The sequence below is a fragment of the Citrobacter sp. wls619 genome (assembly GCF_005281345.1).
Lineage (GTDB): Bacteria > Pseudomonadota > Gammaproteobacteria > Enterobacterales > Enterobacteriaceae > Citrobacter.
On sequence record NZ_SZXJ01000095.1, the window covers coordinates 239,399 to 265,644 of the forward strand.

23 protein-coding genes are annotated in these 26,246 nt (G+C 52.3%); 11 read left to right on the plus strand and 12 right to left on the minus strand.

The genetic code is table 11. The features are described from left to right. Positions 1 to 109: 109 nt before the first annotated feature. The gene (locus FDX19_RS18460) at positions 110 to 1,522 is read left to right on the plus strand and encodes a PLP-dependent aminotransferase family protein (RefSeq protein ID WP_137383839.1); all 1,413 of its coding nucleotides are present in this window, start codon (positions 110 to 112) and stop codon (positions 1,520 to 1,522) included. A gap of 14 nt (positions 1,523 to 1,536) precedes the next feature. On the opposite strand, the gene FDX19_RS18465 is transcribed toward FDX19_RS18460, so the two are convergent. After that, positions 1,537 to 2,475 (minus strand): Rpn family recombination-promoting nuclease/putative transposase, encoded by a 939-nt coding sequence (locus FDX19_RS18465; RefSeq protein WP_137383840.1) that lies wholly within the window; start codon positions 2,473 to 2,475, stop codon positions 1,537 to 1,539. 502 nt (positions 2,476 to 2,977) lie between these two features. On the opposite strand from FDX19_RS18465, the gene mdtM reads away from it, so the two are divergent. Then, on the plus strand, positions 2,978 to 4,219 hold the full coding sequence (gene mdtM / locus FDX19_RS18470) for a multidrug efflux MFS transporter MdtM (RefSeq protein ID WP_137383841.1): 1,242 nt from the start codon (positions 2,978 to 2,980) through the stop codon (positions 4,217 to 4,219). An 84-nt stretch (positions 4,220 to 4,303) separates the two neighbouring features. Here mdtM and FDX19_RS18475 read toward each other — a convergent pair whose 3' ends face one another. The 3 genes from FDX19_RS18475 to FDX19_RS18485 form a co-directional block, all read right to left on the minus strand. Beyond that, positions 4,304 to 4,864, minus strand: a complete 561-nt coding sequence (locus FDX19_RS18475; RefSeq protein ID WP_137351347.1) for a DUF1440 domain-containing protein — start codon at positions 4,862 to 4,864, stop codon at positions 4,304 to 4,306. Between the two features lie 241 nt (positions 4,865 to 5,105). Then, positions 5,106 to 6,296, minus strand: coding sequence for a cystathionine beta-lyase (metC, locus tag FDX19_RS18480; protein ID WP_137383842.1), 1,191 nt, complete (start codon positions 6,294 to 6,296; stop codon positions 5,106 to 5,108). Positions 6,297 to 6,327: 31 nt separating this feature from the next. Next, positions 6,328 to 7,560, minus strand: coding sequence for a dicarboxylate/amino acid:cation symporter (locus FDX19_RS18485; protein ID WP_137383843.1), 1,233 nt, complete (start codon positions 7,558 to 7,560; stop codon positions 6,328 to 6,330). Positions 7,561 to 7,779: 219 nt separating this feature from the next. Between FDX19_RS18485 and FDX19_RS18490 the strand changes: the two genes are divergently transcribed. The 7 genes from FDX19_RS18490 to FDX19_RS18520 all read left to right on the plus strand — a co-directional run bounded on the left by FDX19_RS18490 (position 7,780) and on the right by FDX19_RS18520 (position 13,492). After that, positions 7,780 to 8,706 carry a LysR family transcriptional regulator gene (locus FDX19_RS18490; RefSeq protein WP_137383844.1) on the plus strand — a complete coding sequence of 309 codons (927 nt, stop codon included), beginning with the start codon at positions 7,780 to 7,782 and terminating at the stop codon, positions 8,704 to 8,706. Between the two features lie 74 nt (positions 8,707 to 8,780). Continuing rightward, positions 8,781 to 10,061 carry a DUF445 domain-containing protein gene (locus tag FDX19_RS18495; protein WP_137383845.1) on the plus strand — a complete coding sequence of 427 codons (1,281 nt, stop codon included), beginning with the start codon at positions 8,781 to 8,783 and terminating at the stop codon, positions 10,059 to 10,061. 13 nt (positions 10,062 to 10,074) lie between these two features. Then, positions 10,075 to 10,539, plus strand: coding sequence for a GNAT family N-acetyltransferase (locus tag FDX19_RS18500; protein ID WP_137383846.1), 465 nt, complete (start codon positions 10,075 to 10,077; stop codon positions 10,537 to 10,539). Between the two features lie 95 nt (positions 10,540 to 10,634). After that, positions 10,635 to 11,786, plus strand: coding sequence for a double-cubane-cluster-containing anaerobic reductase (locus FDX19_RS18505; RefSeq protein WP_137383847.1), 1,152 nt, complete (start codon positions 10,635 to 10,637; stop codon positions 11,784 to 11,786). 9 nt (positions 11,787 to 11,795) lie between these two features. Further along, positions 11,796 to 12,563 (plus strand): putative 2-hydroxyacyl-CoA dehydratase activator YjiL, encoded by a 768-nt coding sequence (yjiL, locus tag FDX19_RS18510; protein WP_040230242.1) that lies wholly within the window; start codon positions 11,796 to 11,798, stop codon positions 12,561 to 12,563. Next, the gene (locus tag FDX19_RS18515) at positions 12,560 to 12,811 is read left to right on the plus strand and encodes a DUF3343 domain-containing protein (protein ID WP_137383848.1); all 252 of its coding nucleotides are present in this window, start codon (positions 12,560 to 12,562) and stop codon (positions 12,809 to 12,811) included. Before yjiL ends, FDX19_RS18515 begins: the two co-directional genes overlap by 4 nt. A 279-nt stretch (positions 12,812 to 13,090) precedes the next feature. After that, positions 13,091 to 13,492: a hypothetical protein gene (locus FDX19_RS18520; RefSeq protein ID WP_137383849.1), complete on the plus strand. Its 402-nt coding sequence runs from the start codon at positions 13,091 to 13,093 to the stop codon at positions 13,490 to 13,492. 62 nt (positions 13,493 to 13,554) lie between these two features. Here FDX19_RS18520 and FDX19_RS18525 read toward each other — a convergent pair whose 3' ends face one another. From FDX19_RS18525 to uxuA, 5 genes are all read right to left on the minus strand, one after another. Further along, positions 13,555 to 14,562 carry a porin gene (locus FDX19_RS18525; RefSeq protein ID WP_137383850.1) on the minus strand — a complete coding sequence of 336 codons (1,008 nt, stop codon included), beginning with the start codon at positions 14,560 to 14,562 and terminating at the stop codon, positions 13,555 to 13,557. Positions 14,563 to 14,754: 192 nt separating this feature from the next. Beyond that, positions 14,755 to 14,964, minus strand: a complete 210-nt coding sequence (locus tag FDX19_RS18530) for a hypothetical protein (protein ID WP_137345740.1) — start codon at positions 14,962 to 14,964, stop codon at positions 14,755 to 14,757. A gap of 638 nt (positions 14,965 to 15,602) precedes the next feature. Next, positions 15,603 to 16,376 (minus strand): Uxu operon transcriptional regulator, encoded by a 774-nt coding sequence (uxuR, locus tag FDX19_RS18535; RefSeq protein ID WP_137383851.1) that lies wholly within the window; start codon positions 16,374 to 16,376, stop codon positions 15,603 to 15,605. Positions 16,377 to 16,551: 175 nt separating this feature from the next. Beyond that, positions 16,552 to 18,027: a fructuronate reductase gene (locus FDX19_RS18540; protein ID WP_137383852.1), complete on the minus strand. Its 1,476-nt coding sequence runs from the start codon at positions 18,025 to 18,027 to the stop codon at positions 16,552 to 16,554. A gap of 81 nt (positions 18,028 to 18,108) precedes the next feature. Next, positions 18,109 to 19,293: a mannonate dehydratase gene (uxuA, locus tag FDX19_RS18545; RefSeq protein WP_137383853.1), complete on the minus strand. Its 1,185-nt coding sequence runs from the start codon at positions 19,291 to 19,293 to the stop codon at positions 18,109 to 18,111. A 261-nt stretch (positions 19,294 to 19,554) separates the two neighbouring features. Here uxuA and gntP point away from each other — a divergent pair, with 261 nt between their 5' ends. Continuing rightward, the gene (gntP, locus tag FDX19_RS18550; RefSeq protein ID WP_137383854.1) at positions 19,555 to 20,898 is read left to right on the plus strand and encodes a gluconate permease GntP; all 1,344 of its coding nucleotides are present in this window, start codon (positions 19,555 to 19,557) and stop codon (positions 20,896 to 20,898) included. A 48-nt stretch (positions 20,899 to 20,946) separates the two neighbouring features. Here the strand turns inward: gntP and FDX19_RS18555 are convergent, their stop codons facing one another. The 3 genes from FDX19_RS18555 to FDX19_RS18565 are packed head-to-tail and all read right to left on the minus strand — an operon-like array spanning position 20,947 to position 23,792. Beyond that, positions 20,947 to 21,642, minus strand: a complete 696-nt coding sequence (locus tag FDX19_RS18555; RefSeq protein WP_137383855.1) for a lactate utilization protein C — start codon at positions 21,640 to 21,642, stop codon at positions 20,947 to 20,949. Beyond that, on the minus strand, positions 21,635 to 23,062 hold the full coding sequence (locus FDX19_RS18560; RefSeq protein ID WP_137383856.1) for a LutB/LldF family L-lactate oxidation iron-sulfur protein: 1,428 nt from the start codon (positions 23,060 to 23,062) through the stop codon (positions 21,635 to 21,637). Before FDX19_RS18560 ends, FDX19_RS18555 begins: the two co-directional genes overlap by 8 nt. 10 nt (positions 23,063 to 23,072) lie before the next feature. Then, on the minus strand, positions 23,073 to 23,792 hold the full coding sequence (locus FDX19_RS18565) for a (Fe-S)-binding protein (RefSeq protein ID WP_137383857.1): 720 nt from the start codon (positions 23,790 to 23,792) through the stop codon (positions 23,073 to 23,075). A 579-nt stretch (positions 23,793 to 24,371) separates the two neighbouring features. Here FDX19_RS18565 and FDX19_RS18570 point away from each other — a divergent pair. Continuing rightward, a complete protein-coding gene (locus FDX19_RS18570) occupies positions 24,372 to 25,925 on the plus strand; it encodes an L-lactate permease (protein ID WP_137383858.1) in 1,554 nt (517 codons plus the stop codon). Positions 25,926 to 26,246 lie beyond the last annotated feature (321 nt).

Below are 26,246 nucleotides of genomic sequence, written 5' to 3' on the forward strand. Positions count from 1 at the left end.
AAGTACTTTTATTTAACATACAGATTGGTTAAAAAGAGTTCTGCATCGCTATTTTCACGCCAGTCTGTACTGGTTTTTTAATCTGTATGGCACCCATGAGGGATACAGCATGACGCGTTACCAACATCTGGCCAATCTGCTGGCCGAACGCATTGAGCAGGGGCTGTATCGCCATGGCGAAAAACTGCCCTCGGTTCGCAGCCTGAGCCAGGAGCATGGGGTGAGCATCAGCACCGTCCAGCAGGCGTATCAGACGCTGGAACAGCGCCAGTTGATCACACCGCAGCCGCGTTCCGGTTATTTTGTCGCGCCACAAAAAGCGCAGCCGCCCGTGCCACCGATGTCGCGCCCGGTGCAGCGTCCGGTCGAGATAACCCAGTGGGATCAGGTGCTGGATATGCTAAAGGGCAACGCGGACAAATCGATAATCCCTTTTAGCAGCGGCGTGCCCGACATTGATCAACCCAGCCTGAAGCCGCTGTGGCGTGAACTCAGCCGCGTGGCGCAGCACAACCTGCGCGCGATACTTGGCTACGATGAAATCTCCGGCTGTCGTGAACTGCGCAGTCAGATTGCACGGCTGATGCTGGATGGCGGTTCGGTGGTCAATGCAGATGATATTGTCATCACCAGCGGCAGTCAGAGCGGAATGTCGCTGGCGCTGCTGACGGTCTGCCAGCCCGGAGACATTGTCGCTGTTGAATCGCCTGCCTACTACGGCACAATGCAGCTGCTACGCGGCCTGGGGATCAAAGTGATTGAGATCCCGACCGATCCGGATACCGGGATCAGCATTGAAGCGCTGGAGCTGGCGCTGGATCAGTGGCCGATCAAAGGTGTGCTGCTGGTTCCCAACTGCAACAACCCGCTCGGATTCATTATGCCGGATGCGCGGAAGCGGGCGGTGCTCGCCCTCGCCCAGCGTCACGATATCGTGATTTTTGAAGACGATGTATATGGAGAACTGGCAACGGAGTACCCGCGCCCACGCACCATTCACTCCTGGGACAGCGACGGTCGGGTGCTGCTGTGCAGTTCGTTTACCAAATCCGTCGCCCCCGGTCTGCGCGTCGGTTGGGTGGTTCCCGGTCGCTATTACAACAAGCTGCTGCACATGAAATACGCCGTCATCGGCACCAACGTTCCCGCTACGCAGCTGGCGGCGGCTTCCTTTGTACGTGAAGGTCATTACCATCGGCATATCCGGCGTATGCGCCAGATTTATCAGCGTAATATGGAGATCTACACCTGCTGGGTACGGGAGTACTTTCCCTGCGGGATCTGCGTCACCCGACCGAAAGGCGGCTTTATGCTATGGGTCGAACTGCCGCAGCAGGTCGATATGGTCTGCGTCGCTAAGCAGCTCTGTCGCCTGAAAATCCAGGTCGCACCGGGTTCGCTGTTCTCCGCATCCGGAAAGTATCGCAACTGCGTGCGCATCAACTGTGCGTTACCGCCAAACGAGAAGCATCAGGAAGTGATGCAAAAGCTCGGCGAGGCGGTAAAGGTGGCGATAGAGTAAATCGGTACACCCGGCTACGCCTCTGCCTGGTGGCTTAAGCCCTGAATATCTTCAGCGGAAAGCCGGGTAATTTTTTGTACCGTGCTGATATCAATACCGTCTGCCAGCATGGTGCAGGCAATACGGAGCGCCTCAGTTCGTTGCCCCTCTATCAGCCCTTCCTGTAACCCTTCCAGCCTGCCTTTTTGTAGCCCTGCCTCATGCAATCTGTCCGCGATCGTCATCAAATGCTCCTTATGCTGCGGTGAACGTTCGGCAATTGCACTGATAAACGTATTGAAGCGAGGTGCATCGCCGGTTCGCAAAATATAATTAAACAGCGTCTTTAGCTGACTGTCATTAGTCGAGCCGTTAACTAACAGGGAAACAAGTTGCTCGACCAGCCCCATAAGATCGCGCTGACGGATATGTTTTTGGATTAACTCCAGCAGCGCCATGCGTCGATGCTGCACAATTTCGTCATCTGGAATAACGGTAATATCCACCAGCGGAAACGCCGCAGCATACAGCTGACGAGCCAGCTTCGGGTTGGCAAACTCGTCCAGCCAGCATAGAGAATAAGGGTACGGGCTTTTAGCGCCGTGATAAAACAGCATCGGCACCACCAGCGGCAGTTGCTGATGCCCGGCATCTAAATGTTTCTGCATGGCCGCTACCGCGTAGCGCATCAGTCTGAATGCCATATGCGCATCCGGGGTGCTTTGGTGTTCAATTACCACATAAATATATCCATCCCCATCCGTTGTTTTCACCGACCACAGCACATCGGAGTAATACGCACGTAAATCCTCTTCAATGAAACTGTCTGACTCGAGTTTCAGCGTCTGAAAATCGCAAAGTTCGCGCAGCGAAGCGGGAAGATGTATTTGTAGAAAATCCCGCGCTGTCTCTGGGTGGCGCAAAAACGTTTTAAAAACCGCATCATGCGGTGTGGAAGTCGGTGCTGTATTCATGGCGGTCCGTCACCTGGAAATAAGATGCCGTGACTGTAGCGCCGGAAAACCGCTCTCTCACCTGCGACTTTCTCTCTTTGCGAGACGTTATCAGAGATAAAAACGTCCCTTTGTAACGTCTGCATTTGTCTGGAATACCTCACGCAGAATCGCTATCTCAATGCGCATTCCCGCGTTAAGCCCCTTTAATTTCGGCGCATTAACCCGATAAACTCGTTTAATTATCATCCAATCCGCATTACACTGCGGGAGGTTATTTTCCATTCAACGTTCTCTTCCCGAGGTGTAATGTGCTGATTGTCACTTGTAATCGTTACGTTTTCTGACCTGAGTCAGAAAGACGTATTTCCTGTTTGCGCTTCACGCAGGCAGCGTTTTTGATTACATGAAATTCAGTACAGCTGCAGTCTGTTTTTTTTTCTGTCACCAGCCTGACGTCTGTAAGACGGTATTGAATTTCGCTATTCCCGTTGAGGGTTTTCTCCCGACAAGGAGTTGTTTTATGCAACGGATTCTCGCGTTTTTCGCTCAACGCGCCACAACGCTATTTTTCCCTATCGCGCTGATTTTGTATGACTTCGCCGCCTATCTGTCGACGGACCTGATCCAGCCCGGCATCATCAATGTGGTGCGAGATTTCAATGCCGATGTCAGTCTGGCGCCGGCGGCAGTCAGTCTGTATCTGGCGGGTGGGATGGCGCTGCAGTGGCTGTTAGGGCCGCTTTCCGACAGGATTGGTCGCCGACCGGTACTGATTGCTGGGGCGTTAATCTTTACGCTGGCCTGCACGGCGACACTCTTCACCACCTCGATGACGCAATTTCTGGTTGCGCGTTTCGTGCAGGGCACCAGCATCTGCTTTATCGCCACTGTCGGTTATGTCACGGTACAAGAGGCCTTTGGGCAAACAAAGGCCATTAAGCTGATGGCCGTTATCACTTCCATTGTACTGGTTGCCCCGGTTATCGGCCCGCTTTCCGGGGCGGCGCTGATGCACTTTGTCCACTGGAAGATCCTGTTTGCCATTATCGCCGTCATGGGGCTTATCGCCCTGATCGGGTTAGTCCTGGCGATGCCGGAGACCGTCCAGCGCGGTGCTGTGCCGTTCAGCGCGTGCAGCGTACTGCGTGACTTCCGCGACGTGTTCCGCAACCGGGTGTTCCTGTTTGGCGCCGCCACGCTGTCGCTGAGCTATATCCCGATGATGAGTTGGGTGGCGGTCTCGCCGGTGATCCTGATTGACGCGGGCGGCATGACCACCTCGCAGTTTGCCTGGGCGCAGGCGCCGGTATTTGGCGCCGTGATCGTCGCCAACATGGTCGTCGTACGTTTTGTAAAAGATCCGACGAGGCCGCGCTTTATCTGGCGGGCTGCGCCTGTTCAACTGAGCGGGTTGGCGGTGCTGATTGTGGGTAATTTGCTGTGGCCGCACGTCTGGCTGTGGTCGGTGCTGGGAACCAGCCTGTATGCGTTTGGCATTGGGATGATTTTCCCCACGCTGTTCCGCTTTACGCTGTTTTCCAACAAGTTACCGAAAGGTACGGTCTCCGCATCACTGAACATGGTGATCCTGACGGTAATGGCGGTTTCTGTCGAAGTCGGACGCTGGCTGTGGTTTAACGGCGGCAGGATTTCGTTTCATCTGCTGGCGGTTGCTGCGGGGATCGCTGTCGTGTTCACGCTGGCAGGTTTACTCAAACGCGTACGTCAGCATGAGGCAACGACGTTAGTAACAGAGAGTTAACCTTCTATGAACCGCCCCCATTCGCGAACACTGGTTTTGTGTTTAGCGGTTGGGGGCAATCCATCATAGTGCATCTACTTTTAATCATCTGACGAGAGATAACGGAACTTCCGCATCGGGTTCATGCGTGATCCGATTGCGCAGATCGCGACGAATCATTTCAATGACCCAAAACCAGAAAATATGCCCAATAATTTCCGACACATATTCATCAAATGGTAGCTGAGACAAGGGCGGCGAAAGATGAAGTGCGGGAATGAAAATACCATGAACCGCCACCGTCACGATTAAACCTGCCAGTACCCCCTGCCAAAGTTTAACTTTTGGAAAAATTTCAGCGGCAACGCAATACCCAACCGCAAACACCAATGAAAATATGATGTGCGTGACCATAACCGGATTAATCACATGTTCAGAAAAGGTATAGACCGTTTGCGTGGGGTCAATCCCCAAATAGTCTCGGAGAAAAAGGTACGGAGGATTAAACTCATTTCTTCCCAGAGAAAATGTCCTGGGTGGAAGAGGAACTTCGGCCCCCCACTTAACAAATGCAGAAAGTACGCCAGAAACAATGCCGACTAACACGGCGGCGCCATAATGGCGACGTTCAGTCGGTGTCCTTGTGAATAAATCTTTCAGCTTCATAACTCATCATCCCTTATATGCTAATAACACTAAAATCAGTGGCAATGCTACCCAGGATGGATACTAAAAATCGTGATTAAGATTACTTTTGATAAAAAATGATCCAATATGACTAAAGATGAGTTAATTTGATTATAAATATAACGTCATTGCGAATGTTGGGCAGGCGTTTTATCCGACCTACTCGGTTACGTAGGCCGGATAAGGCGCCTGCGCCGCATCCGGCTACGATCACATCACCTTACGCAATGCGGGCAAATCCCGCGTCCAAATCGGCAATCAGGTCGTTGATATCCTCGAGGCCAATATGCACTCTGACCAGAGTACCGCTGAAATCCACCTCTCCAGCCGGACGAATGCTGTTCAGCTCTTCCGGCTGGTTCGCCAGAATGAGCGACTCAAATCCGCCCCACGAATAGGCCATATGGAACAGCGAAAAGTTATCGAGGAAGTTCGCCATCTGTTCGTCGGTCAGTCTTTTTTTCAGCACAAATGAGAACAGTCCCGAGCTTCCCGCAAAGTCGCGCTGGAAATACTCATGCCCCGGACATTCCGGTAATGCCGGATGATTCACCCGCGCCACTTCCGGCCTTGCCGACAGCCAGCGGGCAATATGGATACTGCTCTCCTGATGCTGCTTGAGGCGTACCGCCAGGGTGCGCAATCCGCGGCTGCCGTTGTAGGCCGTATCGGCATCCAGCGTTTGCCCCATCAGGTAAGAGTTTTCGCGCAGACGGTCCCAACAGCGGGCGTTCGACACCGCGGTGCCCAGCATGGCGTCCGAATGGCCGATGGTGTACTTCGTTCCCGCCTGAATGGAAATATCCACACCATAATCCAGCGCTTTGAACAGCACGCCCGCTGCCCAGGTGTTGTCGATCATAATGACAATCTCCGGATTCACCGCGCGAATAGCCTTCACCATTCCCGGCACGTCCTGAACTTCCATCGTGATAGAACTTGGTGACTCAAGGAATACTACCTTCGTTTCCGGCCGCAGAAGATCGACGATACCCGCGCCGATCAGCGGATCGTAATACGTGGTTTCCACGTTGAATTTACTCAGGATCTTATTGCAGAAATCCTGGGTTGGCTCGTAGGCAGCACCCGTCATCAGAATATGATCGCCACTCTGAACAAACGCCAGAATCGCGTTGGTCACCGCCGCAGCACCGCACGGGTACAGCGCGCAGCCTACGCCGCCTTCCAGCTCACTCATTGCTTTCTGGAAAGCAAAGTGGGTGTAGGTTCCGCGACGACCGTAAAACAGTTCGCCGTTCGCACGATTTGCGGTGGCAAATTTCTTGTCCTTCACGCTATCAAACACCAGCGAAGAGGCACGTTGGATCACCGGATTCACCGCGCCCTGGGTGTAGCGTTTATCCCGTCCAGCCACGACCAGATGAGTTTCAAGCTTCATTGCGTCTTTCATAACATCTCCTGTTCTTAATCCGTGTGAAAACCTATACCACCGCAGCAGTAGAGTTGATTTCAGCGTTGGTCTGCTTTTTTCCAGCGAACCGTTCAACAATCTGCGCCGCATTCAAATCATGGATAACGTTAATCAGTGTGGCCGGCGCATCGGTAATGGTGCCCAGTACCACCAGCATCGGGATCGCTTCCATTGGCAGACCCAGCGTGGTGACGATAAAAATTTCACCGAGGAATGCCCCGCCCGGCACGCCGCCGACGATAATGGCGGAGAGCACCGCAATCAGCATCGTCAGGAAGAAGGTCTCAGTGGTGAACTCCATGCCCAGCACGGAATAGATAAAGACAATTTTCAGTGCGGCAATCATCGCTACGCCGCCTTTATTCAGGTTAACCAGCAGCGGAATAGAGACATCAACGATTTCCGGGTTGATCCCCATCGCCTTACCGGCACGCAGCGTCACCGGCAGCGTCCCCAGCGAAGAGCAGGTCCCCAGCGCGGTAGCCGAAGGTTCAATCGCATTACGCCAGAAGGCTTTGACCGCCGGAATACCGCCGCCAATATACGAATAGAGAATCGAACCAAAAACAAAATAGACCAGCGTGGCGACCATAAACAGGCCGATGGCGCGGGCAAAGGTTAACAGCAGCGCCGAGTCCTGACTGGCCATGGTGGCGGCGAAATAGCAGCCCAGACCAATCGGCGCAACCTTCATAATGATCGAGACGATCTTCATGATCACGGTATTGGCATCTTCCAGCAGCGACGCAATGCGTTTACCTGCCTGATCCGACTGGCCAATCGCCACACCGGCGATGATCGCCATTACGATCAGCGCCAGAATATTGGACTTAGAAAACAGTCCGATAAAGTCACTGGTGGTAATCATGCTGACAAAATCCATCTTGCCGCTACCCGCCTGCACGGACTGCGAGAGATCGATAGTGACGCCCTGCGCCGGGTTATACCATAGCGCCAGCGCCACGATCCCGGCCGCCGGAATAAAGGCCATGGCGATCGAAACAATAAAGATAATTGCCATAATGCGCCCCAGCCTTTTCAGGTCGGTCATACTGGCGATAGACGACATGACGCTGATCCCCACCAGCGGCACAATAATCATAAATAACAGGTTCAGGAATATCTGACCTATCGGCTGGAGTTTGCTGGCAAACGTCGGGGCATAAATACCTAATAAGCCGCCAATCACCAGAGCAACTAATAAAATAATCGACGATCTGTAGGGTTCGAGTCGTGACCACATAATCGGTACCTTTAGAATAATAATTAATGAGATTAAATTCACAATGTGATGAGTTTCCGTTTCGCCTCCTTTTATTTTGTGACGTAACTCACCTAAGTTGTTATTTTTTCATTTTGCAAGCAAGTTGTTTCCTGTGATTCAATAGTTGCATGTTTAAAAGGCGAATGTAACGGCCTATTCGTACCGTTTTTGCACATCACTTGTGAATTTAAGGAAACTATGAGTACGCCGATTTCACTCAAGCATCTGGAGTTTTTCGTCAAAATCGTCGACTGTGGAGGTTTATCGGAGGCCGCCTCTCAGCTTAATGTGTCGCCGTCGGCGGTCAGCAAAAGCCTGACGGCGATGGAAGATACATTGGGGACAACATTAATTAAGCGCACTACCCGCAGTATTACCTTAACCGATGCCGGGCAATATTTATTTAACCGCGCCAATAAGTTACTGACAGAATTTGATGAAACGCTGAATACTACCTCTGGTTATTATCACAGCCCGCAGGGGGAATTACGCATAACCTGTTCCATTGCTTTTGGTTATTCGCGGCTGGTAAATCTGGTGGATAAATATCGCTCACAGTTCCCCGATGTGAACCTGTATATCGATCTCAACGATAACTTCGTTAATCTGAATGAAACAGATTTCGACATCGCCCTGCGCATCTCCACCGCACCACCGCAGAACTATGCTATGCGCAAGCTGGTGCCTATCCGCTGGGCGTACTGCGCATCGCCCGGATACCTTGCCAAAAAAGGCATGCCCCAGCGCCGAAGCGATCTGGTGGATCACGATTGCCTGGTTTACCCCGGTCTCACACCGGTGCTGAAGGTGGCCGATGATCAGGATCGTCTGCATCAGTTGAAGCTGCATATGCCAATCCAGGCCAACAGCAGCCTGGTATTACTGAAGTCGGTGTTAGAAGATCAGGGCGTGGCGTATTTGCCCACCTATCTGATTGGCGATCATATTCAAAAAGAAGAGATAACGCCGCTGATGCTCGACGGCACCATCACCTGTGAAACCCACGCCCTGTATGCGCTCTATTTTCCCAGCAAGTACAGCAATCCAAAGGTGCGCTCGTTTATCGATTTTCTGGTCGCAGAACTTGGTCCGCTACCGGCCTGGGATAACTGGATCCCAGGATAAGCGCTTCCCCTCTAAAATGGGAGGCACACCACAAATTTTGCGCGATCCCGCCGTCTGGCTCTATCCTTAAGCCTATGAATAAAATTGCTGAACTCAAACGCGCCAAGCGACTGGCGCTCTCTCTGCTGCTGGCCGCCGCCGCCACCTTCGTCATTACGCTGTTTCTGCCACCTAACTTCTGGGTGCTCGGAGTCAAGGCGATTGCCGAAGCGGCGATGGTCGGCGCACTGGCGGACTGGTTCGCCGTGGTGGCGCTTTTTCGCCGGGTGCCGATCCCATTTATCGCGCAACATACGGCGATTATCCCGCGCAATAAGGACAGAATCGGCGAAAATCTCGGTCAGTTTGTGCAGGAGAAATTCCTCGATACCCAGTCTCTGGTCGCGCTGATCCGCCGCCATGAACCGGCGCTGTTGATTGGCAACTGGTTCAGCCAACCGGAAAATGCCCAGCGTATTGGCCAGCATTTACTGCAAATCATGAGCGGATTTCTCGAGCTCACCGATGACTCGCGTATTCAGCGGCTCATTAAACGGGCGGTGCATAAGGCCATCGACAAGGTTGATCTTTCTGGCACCAGTGCGCTGATGCTGGAAAGCATGACCAAAAACAATCGCCATCAGGCGTTGCTCGACACGTTGATCGCTCAACTGATCGCCCTGCTTCAGCGCGACAGTTCGCGAACATTTATTGCCCAGCAGATCGTACGCTGGCTGGAGACCGAACACCCACTCAAGGCGAAGATCCTGCCGACCGAATGGTTAGGTGAACACAGCGCCGAGCTGGTCACTGATGCCGTCAACTCTCTGCTGGATGATATCAGCCACGATCGGGCACATCAGATCCGCCACGCCTTCGATCGCGCCACATTAAGGCTTATCGAGAAGCTCAAACACGATCCGGAGATGGCCGTGCGGGCAGAGAGCCTCAAAAGCTATCTGAAAGAAGACGAAGCCTTTAACCGCTATCTCGGCGAACTGTGGGCTGACCTGCGCCAGTGGGTGAAAACTGACATTAACGCCGACGATTCCCGCGTGAAGCTGCGCATCGCCAGCGCCGGGCAGTGGTTCGGCGAAACGCTGGTTGCCGACAGCGCCCTGCGCGCCTCACTGAATGGGCATCTGGAGCAGGCCGCGCATAAAGTGGCTCCGGAGTTCGCCACTTTCCTGACGCGCCATATCAGCGACACGGTGAAAAGTTGGGATGCGCACGATATGTCGCAGCAAATTGAGCTGAACATCGGTAAAGATTTGCAGTTTATCCGCGTCAACGGCACGCTGGTCGGCGGTTCTATTGGGCTGGTTTTATATCTGTTGTCGCAAATACCTTCCCTGCTGACGCTGGCGAATTTTTAAGGAGAAAAATTCAATGACAATCAACATCCGCATTTTTTCCCTGCGCGAGACACCGGAAAAGCTGCACGAGGTCACCGCTTACTTTCAACAACAATGGGCCTCAGAAGACTCCATGAAGGTTTACGAGGATGCGCTGCATCGTTGCATTGGCGCAAAGAACCCACTACCGCAGTGGTATTGGTTGCAGGATGGCGACAGCATTGTTGGCTGCGCCGGATTGATCACCAATGATTTTATCAGTCGCGGCGAACTGTGGCCGTGGCTATGTGCGCTCTATATCGATCCTCGCTATCGTGGGCAAGGTCTGGCATTTCGCCTGATTGAACATATTGCGCAGCAGGCCAGACAGCTGGGGTTTATGCAGCTCCATTTGTGTACCGACCTGGAAGGGTTATACGAGAAAGCGGGATTTTACTTTGACGGGCCGGGCTATCATCCGTGGGGGGAAGTGTCACGGGTCTACAGTCGTAATCTGTAAACGCGCAATTGTTGTACATCAATAAAGCCTGACATATTACATGGTTATAATGCGGCGTCTTTTTACTGTCTCCCGTGTTACGGGGAAGGAAAATCATGTCGCTAATCACCGATTTACCCGCCATTTTCAACCAGTTCTCCGACGCCCGTCAGAAAGGTTTTCTCACCGTAATGGATCTTAAAGAGCAGGGTATCCCGCTCGTTGGGACCTATTGCACCTTTATGCCGCAGGAGATTGCGATGGCGGCGGGCGCGGTCGTCGTTTCCCTATGCTCGACCTCTGATGAAACCATTGAAGAAGCCGAAAAAGATCTGCCGCGGAACCTGTGTCCGCTGATCAAAAGCAGCTACGGGTTTGGCAAAACCGACAAATGCCCCTACTTCTATTTCTCTGACCTGGTGGTGGGCGAAACCACCTGCGATGGTAAAAAGAAAATGTACGAATACATGGCCGAATTTAAAGCAGTACATGTAATGCAACTGCCCAACAGCGCCAGCGATGCGGCTTCGCGTGCGCTATGGAAAGCCGAGATCCTGCGTCTGCAGCAGGCCGTCGAAGCCCGTTTTGGCACAGCCATTACCGAAACTGCGCTGCGTGAAGCCGTTATTCTCAAAAACCAGGAACGTCGGGCGCTGGCGAATTTCTATCGCGTTGGTCAACTTAACCCACCCGCACTTAGCGGCAGTGACATTCTGAAAGTCGTCTACGGCGCCACCTTCCGCTTTGATAAAGACGCGTTGATCGACGAGCTTAATAGCATGGCCGAGCGCGTACATCAGGAATGGCAGGCCGGGAAACGTCTGGCGTCACGTCCGCGCATCCTGATAACCGGCTGCCCCATTGGCGGCGCAGCAGAGAAAGTGGTGCGTGCCATTGAAGAAAACGGCGGTTGGGTGGTGGGTTATGAAAACTGCACCGGCGCAAAGGCCACCGAACAATGCGTGGCGGAAACCGGCGATGTCTACGACGCGCTGACTGATAAATACCTCGCCATCGGCTGCTCCTGCATTTCTCCTAACGATCAGCGTCTGAAAATGCTCAGCCAAATGGTTGAAGAGTACCAGGCTGACGGCGTCGTCGATGTCATTTTGCAGGCTTGCCACACCTACGCCGTTGAATCGCTCGCGATTAAGCGTCACGTACGCCAACAGCACAACATTCCTTATATCGCGATTGAAACCGATTACTCCAACGCAGATATCGGCCAGCTTAGCACCCGCGTCGCCGCATTCATTGAAATGTTGTGAGAAACGCGGATGACATACTCAATAGGGATTGATTCCGGCTCCACGGCGACGAAAGGCGTGTTGCTGGAAGGTAACGTCATCAGACGCCGCTTCCTTTGCCCAACGCCTTTTCGCCCCGCAGATGCGATCGCGCAGGCATGGGAAACGTTGCAGGATGGGCTGGAGAACAGGCCATTTTTGACCCTCACCGGGTACGGACGGCAGCTCGTCGATTATGCCGACAAACAGGTCACTGAAATTTCCTGCCACGGACTGGGGGCGCGATTGCTGGCTCCCGGCACCCGCACAGTCATTGATATCGGTGGTCAGGACAGTAAAGTCATCCAGTTGGATGACGATGGCAATCTCAGCGATTTCTTAATGAATGACAAGTGCGCTGCCGGAACCGGGCGGTTTCTGGACGTCATCTCACGCACCCTCGGTGCCAGCGTAGAGCAGTTGGATACGATTACCGCTGGCGTCGAACCGCATGCTATTACCAGCATGTGTACAGTATTTGCCGAGTCAGAAGTCATTAGCCTGCGCTCTGCGGGCATCGCGCCGGAGGCGATTCTGGCTGGCGTGATCAACGCGATGGCCAGACGCAGCGCGAACTTTATCGGGCGGCTTTCAGCCCAGGCGCCGCTGCTATTTACCGGCGGAGTCAGCCACTGTCACGCCTTTGCCCGTATGCTTGAAGACCATGTCGGTATTCCCGTACACACCCATCCCGACGCACAGTTTGCCGGTGCCATCGGGGCTGCGTTGATAGGCCAGCGTCAGGGGAAACGTCAATGAAGGAAACGCTGTTCTTGTTTCATTCCACCGTCGGTGTCATAAAAATGCGCAAGATGCTACAGGCCGCAGGGGTCCGCTTTCGGGTGGCGGATATTCCCCGCGAGCTACGCGGTGGCTGCGGACTCTGTATCTACATCGACTGTGTTGCTGGCAGGGAGGAAGAATGGGTGATCCCAGGGCATACCGAATCTATCTACCGTCAGGAAAACGGAGACTGGTGCTGTATAGCCGCGTTTCCCGCCTCCTGATCACGCCTGATTAGCACGAAACGCTGATATATACTCGAATTATCCAGGGTATAAACAACAGCTTATAGTCTGTAAAGAGCATCACTCGGCTAACGCCATAAATATATCCTCATCAGATTACTCTGCAATTAAATGTCAGCATTTAATAACCTGCAAATAACAGTCAAACACCTCTCTAAAAACTTTATAATTCACTTTTACGCATATACATTTGCTGATAGCACATGCGTAAAAATGGACATATTAATTAAATTACAACAACACTTCCGGGAAGGGTACATGTCGAGGTTGAAAAAACTCATACTTGGGTTGATTATTCTGGCTGGTTTAATTAGCACGGTAGGCGATTATAAAAACTTTGGTCTATTTGGTGCGACAGGATTGTTTATTATCTTTCTGCTAACAACCGTTTTCTTGTGGCAGTGGGCTTCCGGAAAGTTTCCGGCGGTAGCCAAAATACAGGCCATTATTATTTTACTGGTCAGTGCTATTGCGTCTATTTTTGTTATCAACATGGCAATAGCCGGAAACTTGCATGTAGACCTGATGGAGGTCATGCGTATTTCCATTACGCATAATCCTCTTTTTTACCTCATTCTCTGTGCCGTTGCATGGGCAAAAGTGGATATCTGGAAATGGCTATTTAGCGATCGACAGTCGGAGCAAAACCAACCGATGTGAGCCTCAAAAACATGTAAAAAAGGCGTCTTACTAAAGACGCCTTTTGCAATCATCACAAAAACTTAGAACTGGTAAGTCAGGCCAGCAACAACCTGGTTATCGTCGTTTTTGCCATCAAGCAGGTTAATTTTATAACCTACATCGGCCACCATGTTTTTGTTGAAGTAGTAATCAGTGCCCAGCGCAACGTATTCGGTCAGGTCTGTGTTGTTATTGTCACGCGCATGAACGTATGCCACGTTCGGACGCAGGCCAAAATCAAACACATAGGCAGCCATCGCTTCAAAATGCTGTGCTTTGTCCGCATCCTGAATCAGGTTGTGGGACTCGCCGTACATGGTTGCAACGTAGATAGCATTCGCGTCATATTTCAGGCCAGCGCCCCAGAACTCAGCGTTGTCACCTTCCCAGCCGCTACGTTTCTGCTCAGCAGTCACGGAGTTAGTGGTATAGGTCGCAATGGCAGAGACGCCTGAATCCGCAATATTGTCATAGCCCAGCGAGAAGCCGTAGCCATTACCGTGCTGTTTTGCCGGGTTAGCGTTAGAGTCATCCTGGCCCTGATACTGCGCGCCAACGTTCAGACCATCAACGGCACCAAACAGATTTTTGGTGCGGAGTGTTGCAACGCCAGAAGTGCGTGTAGTAAGGAAACGGTCAGTATCCTCAAAGGAGTCGCCACCGAACTCTGAAAGAGTGTCAGTGTAAGCTCCCACATCGTAAGCGATACCGTAGTTACGACCGTAGTCAAAGCTAACGTCATGGCCGTAATCCAGACCAGCAAACGCCAGACGTGTATTAACGCCATTCTGTGACCCTTCTGCCTTAGAAGCATCAAACTGACTCTCAAACTGGCCGTAACCGGTCAGTTGATCGTTAATTTGAGTCTCACCGCGAAAACCCAGACGCGCGTAAGTACCATCAGCATCTTTACCGTCAGTCCAGGAATGTACCGCTTTTACTTTGCCGTACAGATCCAATTTGTTGCCATCTTTATTATAAATTTCCGCTGCATGAACGGAGGTTACCCCTAATGCCATTACAGCTAATGCCACTACTGACTTTTTCATGTTGTTACTCACTTTTAATTGTGAATTTTGCTATCAACTTTGTTATGAAGGCAAAACGCCTGCATAAAAAAGTCCCCTATGGATTAAGGGGAAACACCAATAACACACCAAAAAACATACCGATAAAGGTAATAATGAAGTGGCAGGACATATTTCATTTTGGGTTTTAAATAAAACCCGAACAGAGAGATACTACTTTGAACTTTCGCTTTCGCTCTCATTAATAGAGCGATGTAACATTAACGCTTCCGCAATAATGTCTTGTTTACTTTTACGCGTTTCAAATGCCAGTGTTCGGACATATTCCCAAAGAGAAGTATCAACACGGGCACTTAAAAGGACCATATCTTTAGATCGGGTACCCCTGGCTTTTCGGATATCGGGATAATCTCGAGAAGGCATATTTAACTCCTGACGCAATAACACGCTTATGGCGATGAAATATGCAGCCAGTGTAAAAACATGTCAACGGTAAAAAAAAATCACAATAGTAATGAAACTGTTAATAAACCCAAAAAAAGTGGAACGATATTTCAAATGAAAGATAACTTGATTGTAGAATAATGTGTAATTTTAACTTTACGAATATTTATTCTTACTCACTTGATTAAAATGGGAGCGGCTGGACGAGTCATCAACCTGCGCAATCAAAACATCATTCTGACCAATAGGTTACAGAGCGTGATTAATGTCTACTTTTATCTAAATCCTTTGTTTTTATACGCCTTTACGTACACATTAACGGCACTAACCGTTGGACAAATCAGTGTGATTCTCACTTCGCATTGACCTGTTTTGTCGAAAAATAAGCACGAAAAGGTAAAGATAAGGTAAATGATGCATTTTTTTGCACGCGAAAATAAGTTGTTTTTAATTGATATATGTCAATTTTCGCCCCGCAATGACGCTGCAAAAAACGCCATTTGCATTGATGGAAACATTATTTTACGTCGCGTCCAGACCGGGAAAATAGTCAGAGGAAATCAGCGGGAAGTGATACGCGGGCCGGGATAGCCCACGTTGTAAAAGAGCAATTAAAATCAGGCGCTAACCGTATCCAACGGCCAGGAGTCAAACAGATAACCATCAAAGTCGATATCATCAACGTTTGAAAACTCCAGCAGTCGCTGTTTAACGTTTTCCAGATGCTGCCACATTGCCAGTTTGGCCGCTCGGGCATCTTTTTTAATGAGTGCCGCCAGGATCTGCTTGTGGTCGCCCATCCATTCTTTACGGTAATGGGTATCGTCAAGGTGGCTGTGCAACTGGATCCACATCGGGTTGTTCTCACGCCACTGCCATGACTGACGAAACAGCTCCACCAGCATGCTGTTGTGCGTGGCCTCGGCAATGGCAAGGTGAAACTGCATGTCGCCGCTTTCCGAGCCGTTCGGCTCGCTGGACGCCAGCTCACGTTCTTCCAGTAGCAATGCCTGGCGCATTTTGACGATATCCTCACGCGTGGCTTGCAATGCAGCAAACTCGGCGATATTGCTCTCTAATAGCTGGCGTGCCTGTAACAGCTCAAAAGGCCCCGCATCATTGCAATGGTTAATATCCGTGCTGTCGATTGTCTGCGCGTTCGCGTTGTCGAGAACGTAGATCCCGGCGCCGCGGCGCACGTCCACCAGCCCTTTAATTTCCAGCATGATTAACGCTTCGCGCACCACCGTACGGGTGACATTGAGCATCTCGGCTATTTCACGCTCCGGGGGCAGGCGCTCGCCGGGTTGGTATGGCGTCTGGACAATGAGATCGCGGATCATGGCCCCCACTTCCTGGTAGGGTCTTTGCTGAGAAGTGTTCGATTTCATTATGTTCTATCCGTCAGATGCGTTTATTCAGATCCGTAGGTCGGATGGCAGGACGCACCTTATCAGGCCTACAAATAACCTTTATGTCGCCTGAACTATAGCATTTGCGGCAAGCCAAAAACAGAAAACGGGTCAACCAAAAAGATATTTTGATTGACCCGTCATAGTTCGGGCGTTATGCGTCAGCGTGCAGTGCTGCGACACACTCGCGTGCGCCCTTCTCGCACAGTTGCTGATAAGCCTCGATAATCGCTTCCACAAAATCCGCGTTTTCCGCTAAATCATGGCCAAAGATCCCGCTTAATCCCAACAGGGCCATAACGCGTTCACTGCCCTGATACTGCTGATTGATGCGCTGGAATTCCGCCAGCATCGGGTCGACAACGTCAATGGTCTGCCCCTGCTCATCCACGCCTTGGGTATAGCGCATCCAGCCCGCCACACCCAGCGCCAGATGCCGCCAGTCGCTGCCGTTTTGTAGGTGCAGGCGAACAGGGTCCAACAGGCGCTGCGGCAGTTTCTGGCTGCCATCCATGGCAATCTGCCAGGTACGATGGCGCAGGGATGGATTGCTGAAACGCTCGATCAGCAGCGTCGCATACGCATTGAGATCGGTGCCTTCCGGCATCGACAGTGTGGGCGCCTGTTCCTGCATCATCAAGGCAAACGCGGCTTTGCGGTACGCCGGGTTGGTCATGGTATCGGCAATCGTTTCATAACCACCGAGATAGCCCAGATACGCAAGGAAAGAGTGGCTGCCATTAAGCATGCGCAGTTTCATCATTTCAAACGGCACCACGTCGGCAACGAACTGTGCGCCGACTTTATCCCAGTCAGGGCGACCGTTCACGAAGTTGTCTTCAATCACCCACTGTCGGAACGGTTCACAGGCGATGGCGCACGGATCGTAAACACCCAGTTGATCGGCAATCTCCTGCAACGTTTCTGGCGTCGCCGCCGGAACAATGCGATCCACCATGGTGCATGGGAAAGTGGCATTGGCTTCAATCCACTGCGCCAGCTGCGGGTCGCGTGCCTGCGCCAGCCCCAGCACCGCGACTTTCGCCACGTGGCCATTTTCACGCACGTTATCACAGGACATCACGGTAAAGGCCGGCAGACCCTGCTCACGACGCAGATGCAGCGCCTGCACGATATAGCCAATTGCCGATTTCGGCGCGGTCGGATTTGCCAGATCGTGTTTAATCAACGGGTTATTGAGATCTAACTGACCGCTGGCGGCATCCGTGCAGTAACCTTTTTCAGTGACCGTCAACGAGACAATCGCCGTCTGCGGACGCGCCATCGCACGCAAAATACCGTCGCAGCCGTCAAGATCCGGGTGCATGGCTTCTTTCATCGAGCCGATCACTTTCAGTACGGTGTTGTCCGCGCCTTTTTCCGCCACGGTATACAGCAGTTGCTGCTTGCGCAGGTTTTCAATCAGTATGCAGTCATTAGCCGGCATCAGGTTCACTTCACAGATACCCCAGTCGCTGTCCGTAGTTTCCAGCAGATGGTGGGTGTACAGCGCCTGATGCGCACGGTGAAAAGCGCCGCATCCGAGGTGAACAATACGGGATTGCAGGCGCGAATTATCCCATGCAGGGCGCGCAACCGGCAGGTTGCTATTGGCAATTGTCGTTGTCATCGTGAACTCCAGAACCCGCCGGAAATGCCGACGGGAAGAGAAAAGAAAAAGCCGGCCCGACAGGTTGCCGGCCGGTCTGATTTAACGGCTAAAGAAAGCGCGCTGGATAGCCATCTCAACACCGCGCACTTCCGCCAGCCCTTTCAGGCGACCAATCGCGGAGTAGCCTGGGTTCGTTTTCTTTTTCAGGTCGTCCAGCATCTGGTGGCCGTGATCCGGGCGCATCGGAATCAAATCTTCTTTACCTTCGGCTTTACGGCGATGCTCTTCTTCAACAATCGCTTTCACCACTTCATACATATCCACGTCACCATTGAGATGCGCCGCTTCATGGAAGGTTTTCGGGTTATCTTCACGCAGCGTGGAACGCAGGTGGGTGAAGTAAATGCGGGGGCCAAACTGTTTGATCATATCAACCAGATCGTTGTCCGCACGAACACCGTAAGAGCCTGTGCACATGGTGAAACCGTTCGCCATGCTGCTGACCGTATCAACCATCCACTGCATATCTTCCACGGTGGAAACAATGCGCGGCAGGCCGAGGATCGGGCGCGGCGGATCGTCCGGGTGTACCGCCATGCGCACACCAACTTCTTCAGCAACCGGAATAATCGCCTTCAGGAAGACGGCAAAGTTTTCGCGCAGCGCGGCTTTATCGATATCTTTGTAGCGCTCAAGGTGCTGACGGAACTGGTCAAGGGTATAGCCTTCTTCCGCCCCCGGCAGACCGGCGATGATATTGCGGGTCAGACGCGCTTTATCTTCTTCGGTCATGGTGGTGAAGCGTTCATTCGCCTGTGCAATCTCTTCGGCGGTGTAGTCCGCTTCCGCACCCGGGCGTTTGAGGATATGCAGCTCAAAGGCGGCAAATTCAATCTGGTCAAAACGCAGCGCTTTGGAACCGTCCGGCAGGACGTATTCCAGGTCGGTACGGGTCCAGTCGAGAACCGGCATAAAGTTGTAGCACACAGTGCGAATACCACACTGCGCCAGGTTGCGCAAACTCTGTTGGTAGTTGGCAATCCACTGCTGATAGTTACCGGAACGGGTTTTGATGTCTTCGTGGATCGGCACGCTTTCGACAACCGACCAGACCAGGCCCGCCTGTTCAATAATCGCTTTGCGTTTGAGGATCTCATCAACCGTCCACACTTCCCCGTTCGGGATATGGTGCAAGGCAGTGACAACGCCCGTTGCACCCGCCTGACGCACATCCGCTAAGGTGACCGGATCGTTAGGACCATACCAGCGCCATGTCTGTTCCATGTTTTATTCCTCGTTTACGTTATGGACTCGACGATATGGCACATAAATTCCTCCTTTTGGTATTACATGTCAACCTGAAGCGATAAATTGGTTAACCAAATCACGATATCTGCTGACCATACCGCTAATTAACGGCCATACAACCCAGTATTAATGTAAACATGTAACGCAATGTGACATCCATCGCATCATAGGTTGACCAATATATGTAACATCTCAACCAAAATCATAATGGTTCAACCAAAACAAGGTAGACGTTTTATGCACGTTCTCAATATTCTGTGGGTTGTATTCGGCATCGGCCTCATGCTGGTGCTCAATTTGCGTTTCAAAATAAACTCAATGGTCGCCCTGCTGCTGGCGGCACTCTCCGTCGGCATGTTGGCGGGAATGGATTTAATGGAGCTGCTGCACACCATGAAATCCGGCTTCGGCGGTACGTTGGGTGAACTGGCAATTATCGTGGTGTTCGGTGCGGTCATCGGTAAACTGATGGTCGATTCCGGGGCGGCGCATCAGATTGCCCATACGCTGCTGGCGCGACTCGGCCTGCGCTATGTGCAGCTGTCGGTGATCATTATCGGCCTGATCTTCGGCCTGGCGATGTTCTACGAAGTGGCCTTTATTATGCTGGCGCCGCTGGTGATCGTCATTGCCGCAGAAGCGAAGATCCCGTTCCTGAAACTGGCCATTCCGGCCGTTGCCGCAGCGACCACCGCACACTCACTGTTCCCGCCGCAGCCGGGCCCGGTGGCACTGGTAAACGCCTATGGTGCCGACATGGGTATGGTCTATATCTACGGTATTCTGGTGACCATTCCGAGCGTTATCTGCGCGGGTCTGATCCTGCCGAAATTCCTCGGTAACCTTGAACGCCCAACGCCTTCATTTATGAAAGCCGATGTACCGGTTGACCAGAACAACCTGCCGTCCTTCGGTGTGTCGATTCTGGTGCCGCTGATCCCGGCGATCATCATGATTTCCACCACCATCGCTAACATCTGGCTGGTCAAAGGGACGCAGGCTTGGGAAGTGGTCAACTTCTTAGGCTCTTCCCCAATCGCAATGTTCATTGCCATGGTTGTAGCCTTCGTGCTGTTTGGTACCGCACGCGGCCATGACATGCAGTGGGTGATGAACGCCTTTGAAAACGCGGTGAAAAGCATCGCCATGGTGATCCTGATCATCGGCGCGGGCGGCGTACTGAAGCAAACCATTATCGATACCGGCATCGGCGATACCATCGGCATGCTGATGTCACACGGCAATATTTCTCCCTACATCATGGCGTGGTTGATAACCGTGCTGATTCGTCTGGCAACGGGTCAGGGCGTGGTCTCAGCCATGACGGCGGCGGGGATTATTAGCGCAGCAATCCTCGACCCGGCAACCGGTCAACTGGTGGGCGTCGACCCGGCGTTGCTGGTGCTGGCAACAGCGGCTGGCTCCAACACGCTGACCCATATCAACGATGCTTCGTTCTGGCTGTTCAAAGGCTACTTTGATCTGTCGGTGAAGGATACGCTGAAAACCTGGGGTCTGCTGGAGCTGGTAAACTCCGTGGTTGGCCTGATAATCGTGTTGATCATCAGCATGATTGCATAAAATCTGTCCCGCTCTGGCGTCACTGCCAGAGCGGTTTTCCATCCTGCCTCAACAATCTTCAATAATCAGATACACCGCTTTCACCGGGCCATGCACCCCAACCACCTTGATAAGCTCAATATCCGCCGTTGAACTGGGTCCACTGATGATGTTAATGCACGACGGCATCCGCTCACCGGCCTGCGCTTTCTGATGCAGAATGTCTGCCAGTTGCGCCACCCGCGGCAGGATGGTGCTTTTACGTAGCACGAATATCGAGGACTCCGGCAACAGGCTCAGGGAACGCCCCTGCTCGGGTGCAGAAAACAGCACCACGCCGCCGGACTCGGTCAGGCCATATTCGGCATACACCACACCGACTTTCGCCTGCTCGGCCAGGGTAATATTCTCTGCCCCGCGAGCCGGGTCCCAGACCACGGCATTGCATTCCTGCTGCAGGCGTTCGGTTATCCCCAGTTCCACCAACCGGCTGTCACCGCTCAGCACCACTGGCTGTCGACCCAATTCTTCGCACAGACGAAGCGCCGCGTCTGCGGCCTGGTCCTCGCGAGTCAGCTCACAGCGGGCCAGCATCACGTCGCTGGCAAACTGAATAAACGCATCGCAGCGCTGCTCGGGACTAAGTTCGGTCAGGCGCTCGTTGGCATAGTTGTTCACCGGCGCGGCATCCGCTTGCGGTTCGAAGCGCAACGGGCGGCCCAGCGCCTGGGCGATGGTGTTTAAAAACGCGGTACGGTTATCCATTCTTTTTCTCCTGCGCCTGATGTTTCTTAAACCAGCTGCGGAAGCTCTCGCCGTCAGCATCAGGCAGATCGCGCGCCTCCATCCAGTCACCAATCGCGCCAACCTTGAGCGGGGTTTTGCCGCCATTGATAAACCAGCTCGCCGCATGCGCGCCCGCCATCATCCCCACTTTCCACAGCCCAGGATGACTATTGGCATAGGCGAACATTTTGATCGCCCGGCGCTCGGCTTTCGGGGTAATGCCCTCTTCCGCCATAACGCGACGATGGCGCAGGATCAGTTTTGACAACGGAATGTGTACCGGGCAGACGCTGTCGCAGGCCGTGCAGAGCGAACAGGCATACGGCAGATCTTTAAAATCTTTATAGCCGCCGAGCAGCGGAGAAATCACCGCGCCGATAGGACCGGGATAGATTGAGCCATAGCCGTGTCCACCAATGTGGCGGTAGGCCGGGCAGGTGTTCATACAGGCCCCGCAGCGGATGCAGCGCAGCACATCGCGAAACTCTGAGCCCAGCACCTGCGAACGGCCGTTATCGACAATCACCAGGTGGAACTCTTCTGGTCCATCAACGTTATCCGCCTCACGCGGGCCGGTCAGCCAGGTGTTGTAGCCCGTCAGACGTGCGCCCACGGCGCTGCGTGCCAGCATGGTGATCAGCACATCCACGTCGGCAAAGGTCGGCGCGATACGCTCCATGCCCATCACCGCAATGTGCGTTTTCGGCAGCGTGGTACACATCCGCGCATTGCCTTCGTTGGTCACCAGACACACCGAGCCGGTTTCCGCCACGGCAAAGTTACAACCGGTAATGCCAATTTCAGCACTCAGGAAATCCTCGCGGATCTTCTGGCGAATGAATAAGGTCATGGCTTCCGGGGTTTCCGGGCCGTCATACCCCAGACGTTCGTTCAGCACGCGGCGGATCTGATAGCGATCTTTATGAATAGCCGGAACCACGACGTGCGAAGGCGGGTCCTGATCCAGTTGCAGGATGTACTCGCCGAGATCGGTTTCGATCACCTGAATTCCGGCATCCTGCAGCACATGGTTGACGCCGATCTCTTCGGTCACCATCGACTTGGACTTCACCACCTTCTTCGCGTTTTTACTCTGCGCGACCTGCAAAATGTAGCGGGTAGCCTCTTCTTTGGTTTTGGCGAAATAGACGTGACCGCCGTTTTCCGTCACTTTCTCGGAGAGTTGATACAGGTAAGCGTCGAGATTGCTCAGAACGTGATCGCGGATCTGGCTGGCACGATCGCGCCAGTCTTCCCAGTGGCCTAATTCATCGACCATTTTCTGCCGATTCGCGCCGATACGCTCCTGCGCATTGGCCACGGCTTTGCGCATGATCGGATCTTCTATCTGCTGACGAATACGCAGTTTAAATTCTACATCGCTGGTTTTTATCGACATCTCATTCCCCTCAGCGGCTCATCAGCACTTCAGCAATATGCATCACTTTGACCGGCTGGCCTTCCCGTTGCAGTCGGCCGCCAATGTTGAGCAGGCAACTGACGTCCGCGCCAATCAAATACTCCGGCTTCGCATCCATCAGATGTAAGACTTTCTCTTTCACCATCTCGCCGGATATCTCGGCCATCTTGACCGAGAACGTCCCGCCAAAGCCGCAGCAGGTGTCCTGATCGGCAAACGTCAGCAGCTCCAGCCCACGCACATTTTTCAGCAGCGTGAGCGGCTCTTCCTTCACCCCCAGCTTGCGGGTCAGGCTACAGGAAGGGTGATACACCGCCCGGCCCTGCAGGCTGGCGCCGACATCCACCACGCCCAATTTGTTCACGATAAAAGAGGTCAGATCCTGCATACGCGCAGCAACTTTCTCGGCACGCAGCGCCCATTCCGGTTCATCGGCCAGATAGGTCGGGTAGCTTTTTACCGCGTAGGTACAGGAGCCTGCCGGGGAGATAATCGGGTCGTCGTTGTCTTCCAGGGCGGCGATCAGGTTTTTCATCCCCGGGATCGCTTCTTTGATATAGCCGCTGTTGATGGCTGGCTGACCACAGCACCCCTGTTTTTCAGGGAAATTCACGCGGCAGCCCAGTTTTTCCAGCAGCAATACGGAGTCTCGTGCCATCCGTGATTTCAGTGCATCACCAATACAGGTGACAAAGAAATTTACATTCACAATAACTACTCCATTGCTTCATTTCTGTTTATTGCGCTTGATATCGCGATATCAAGCAAAGGTTCAGCCGTATATCACGCCCAGTTTTTCGTTTTTTGGTTTTACTCATGCCTGGATTCATGGTGATGTTCGGATCGTTTTCCGTTGCTGGCGACTCTCCGCTTCTTATATCAGGACAATCGCAAATGTCTGTATTTTCATTTGTATGACAAAAACAAATAATCCTCTAATCGACTCGCGCATGCAACACCCTGGTTTATTTCTTTCGGCCTTGCTCACATTTTTATATTGAAAACCACCGCGTTATTAACACCTTAAAAACAGTTTCAGGTGAGTACTACTCTCGTCACTACCATTATTAAAAAGGTTATTAAATAACTACTTATAGGTATTAGGCTTACTCTTAAGTATATTTATCTGACAGCGGGTTTTAATTAAAAGATTACAATAGTTACAAAAGCATTAATCATAATTACTTTATTCACTGAAGCGATTCAGTTTACATACTTTATTAGAGCAGCAATGTAGCCTCCCCGTCATAAATATAAATCAGGTTTAATGAACCAATCGGGAATAGCAATGAACGAATATTTTATGTTTGCCCTGGCACTCTCTCCGTTACTACTGATGGTATTTTTAATATTGAAATTGAAAATGCCCATCCATTATTCTGTGTTGATCTCGTTAGTATTCACCGCCGCGCTATCAGCGATATTCTGGGCGATGCCGGCACAGAATCTGCAAGCCGCAATAGGCTATGGCGCACTGAAGGGATTATGGCCGATTGTGATTGTGATCCTCGGCGCTATCTTTAGTTATAACGTCATGCAGGCCACCAAAGCGCTGGATATTCTGCGCGATATTCTCGCCAGCATTAGCGAAGATAAGCGTATTCAGGTGCTGCTGATTTCATGGTGTTTTGGTGGATTCCTGGAAGCTGCGGCGGGTTATGGCACGGCGGTCGCCATTCCGATCGGCATTCTTATCGCGCTGGGATTCAACCCGCTGAAGGCGGCGATTGCCTCTCTGGTGGCAAATACCGTACCTACAGCGTTTGGTGCGGTGGGTATTCCCGTCTCCATACTGGCGGAACAGGTTAACCTGCCGGTTTATACCCTCGGCGGAACCATTATTCTGCAGCTCGCGCTGTTTAATATCCTGCTGCCGTTTGTGATTATTTGCATTATTGGCGGCGGTCTGAAGGCTATTCGCGGCGTATTTCTGATCACGCTGATTTGCGGCATCACCACGCTGGTTCCGCAATATTTTGTCGCTATCCATCTTGGCGCGGAATTGCCCGCCTTTGCCGGAAGCCTGGTCAGCCTGTTTGCCGTGGCCATTGCCAGTCGCCTGCGCAAAGGGAAAACCGATCCCGAGTGGCGCATTGAAGTCAGCCATACCCGCGAAACCACACCGCGCTCGGCAAAAGTGTTGTTCCGCGTGGGCTCTATTTATCTGTTTATTTTTGTGTTTATCCTGTTGTGCTCACCGTTGTTCCCGTCAGTAAAAGCTGCGGCGTCCCAACTGGCCTCGGTGCTGCATTTCACGCTGGCCGATGGCCAAACGCTGGCGCTGAAAGTGGAATGGGTGACCACGCCAGGAATGCTAATCATCTTTGCGACCATCATCGGCGGTTTTATTCAGGGAGCATCTGCACGCGGGATGCTGGAAGTGTTTATCAAAACCATTTTCCAGCTTAAAAACTCTATCGTCGCCATTATGGCGATCGTCGCGCTGGCTACGGTGATGGATCTCAGCGGGATTATCTCCACGCTGGCCCAGTCGATTGTCGATCTGACCGGCAGCTCGTACGTCTTCCTCGCCCCGGTGATTGGCGCGCTGGGCACGTTTGTGACCGGCAGCGATACCAACTCGAATATTCTGTTCGGCAAGCTGCAAACCATTGCTGCCAGCAAGTTACATATCGATCCCAACTGGCTGGCGGCGGCCAACACCTCTGGCGCAACGGGCGGGAAAATGATCTCGCCGCAAAGCATCGCCATCGCGGTTTCGGCCACCAAAATGGACGGTCAGGCTAACCAGATAATGTCCGGCACCATGAAATACTGCTGCGCCTACATTGTGATCCTCGGCTTAAAGGTTGGCCTCTTTTATTACTGGTTTATGGCGTAACCCCTTGTCAACCCCGTCAAATTCGCGGCAACCGTATTTGACGACACAGTGACCAAAAAGGTTTACACCGCCCCAGGAACGGAACAAGGCGACAGACTTTACGATTTGTCGGCGCTGACTAAAATAGCGCCGATGTTTCAAATCGAGGATGGTTGTTATGTTGTTCTGGAAAAAGATGGTGAAGAAGTTCGACGCTTTCTCTGCGTTGATTCCACCACGCTACTTCCGCGTGTAAAACCTGGCACTTATGCCTGATGGCGCTTCGCTTATCAGGCCTACATTTCACACTTATTTGTAGGCCTGCGTTTCACGCTCATTTGT

Coding starts and splice junctions, on each gene's coding strand:
- mdtM (WP_137383841.1), top strand. CDS start 2,978: ATGCAACGGATTCTCGCGTTTTTCGCTCAACGCGCCACAACGCTATTT.
- uxuA (WP_137383853.1), bottom strand. CDS start 19,293: ATGGAACAGACATGGCGCTGGTATGGTCCTAACGATCCGGTCACCTTA.
- FDX19_RS18540 (WP_137383852.1), bottom strand. CDS start 18,027: ATGACAACGACAATTGCCAATAGCAACCTGCCGGTTGCGCGCCCTGCA.
- FDX19_RS18490 (WP_137383844.1), top strand. CDS start 7,780: ATGAGTACGCCGATTTCACTCAAGCATCTGGAGTTTTTCGTCAAAATC.
- FDX19_RS18465 (WP_137383840.1), bottom strand. CDS start 2,475: ATGAATACAGCACCGACTTCCACACCGCATGATGCGGTTTTTAAAACG.
- FDX19_RS18495 (WP_137383845.1), top strand. CDS start 8,781: ATGAATAAAATTGCTGAACTCAAACGCGCCAAGCGACTGGCGCTCTCT.
- FDX19_RS18515 (WP_137383848.1), top strand. CDS start 12,560: ATGAAGGAAACGCTGTTCTTGTTTCATTCCACCGTCGGTGTCATAAAA.
- FDX19_RS18505 (WP_137383847.1), top strand. CDS start 10,635: ATGTCGCTAATCACCGATTTACCCGCCATTTTCAACCAGTTCTCCGAC.
- FDX19_RS18530 (WP_137345740.1), bottom strand. CDS start 14,964: ATGCCTTCTCGAGATTATCCCGATATCCGAAAAGCCAGGGGTACCCGA.
- FDX19_RS18485 (WP_137383843.1), bottom strand. CDS start 7,560: ATGTGGTCACGACTCGAACCCTACAGATCGTCGATTATTTTATTAGTT.
- FDX19_RS18560 (WP_137383856.1), bottom strand. CDS start 23,062: ATGTCGATAAAAACCAGCGATGTAGAATTTAAACTGCGTATTCGTCAG.
- FDX19_RS18500 (WP_137383846.1), top strand. CDS start 10,075: ATGACAATCAACATCCGCATTTTTTCCCTGCGCGAGACACCGGAAAAG.
- gntP (WP_137383854.1), top strand. CDS start 19,555: ATGCACGTTCTCAATATTCTGTGGGTTGTATTCGGCATCGGCCTCATG.
- FDX19_RS18570 (WP_137383858.1), top strand. CDS start 24,372: ATGAACGAATATTTTATGTTTGCCCTGGCACTCTCTCCGTTACTACTG.
- uxuR (WP_137383851.1), bottom strand. CDS start 16,376: ATGAAATCGAACACTTCTCAGCAAAGACCCTACCAGGAAGTGGGGGCC.
- FDX19_RS18555 (WP_137383855.1), bottom strand. CDS start 21,642: ATGGATAACCGTACCGCGTTTTTAAACACCATCGCCCAGGCGCTGGGC.
- FDX19_RS18475 (WP_137351347.1), bottom strand. CDS start 4,864: ATGAAGCTGAAAGATTTATTCACAAGGACACCGACTGAACGTCGCCAT.
- metC (WP_137383842.1), bottom strand. CDS start 6,296: ATGAAAGACGCAATGAAGCTTGAAACTCATCTGGTCGTGGCTGGACGG.
- FDX19_RS18520 (WP_137383849.1), top strand. CDS start 13,091: ATGTCGAGGTTGAAAAAACTCATACTTGGGTTGATTATTCTGGCTGGT.
- yjiL (WP_040230242.1), top strand. CDS start 11,796: ATGACATACTCAATAGGGATTGATTCCGGCTCCACGGCGACGAAAGGC.
- FDX19_RS18460 (WP_137383839.1), top strand. CDS start 110: ATGACGCGTTACCAACATCTGGCCAATCTGCTGGCCGAACGCATTGAG.
- FDX19_RS18525 (WP_137383850.1), bottom strand. CDS start 14,562: ATGAAAAAGTCAGTAGTGGCATTAGCTGTAATGGCATTAGGGGTAACC.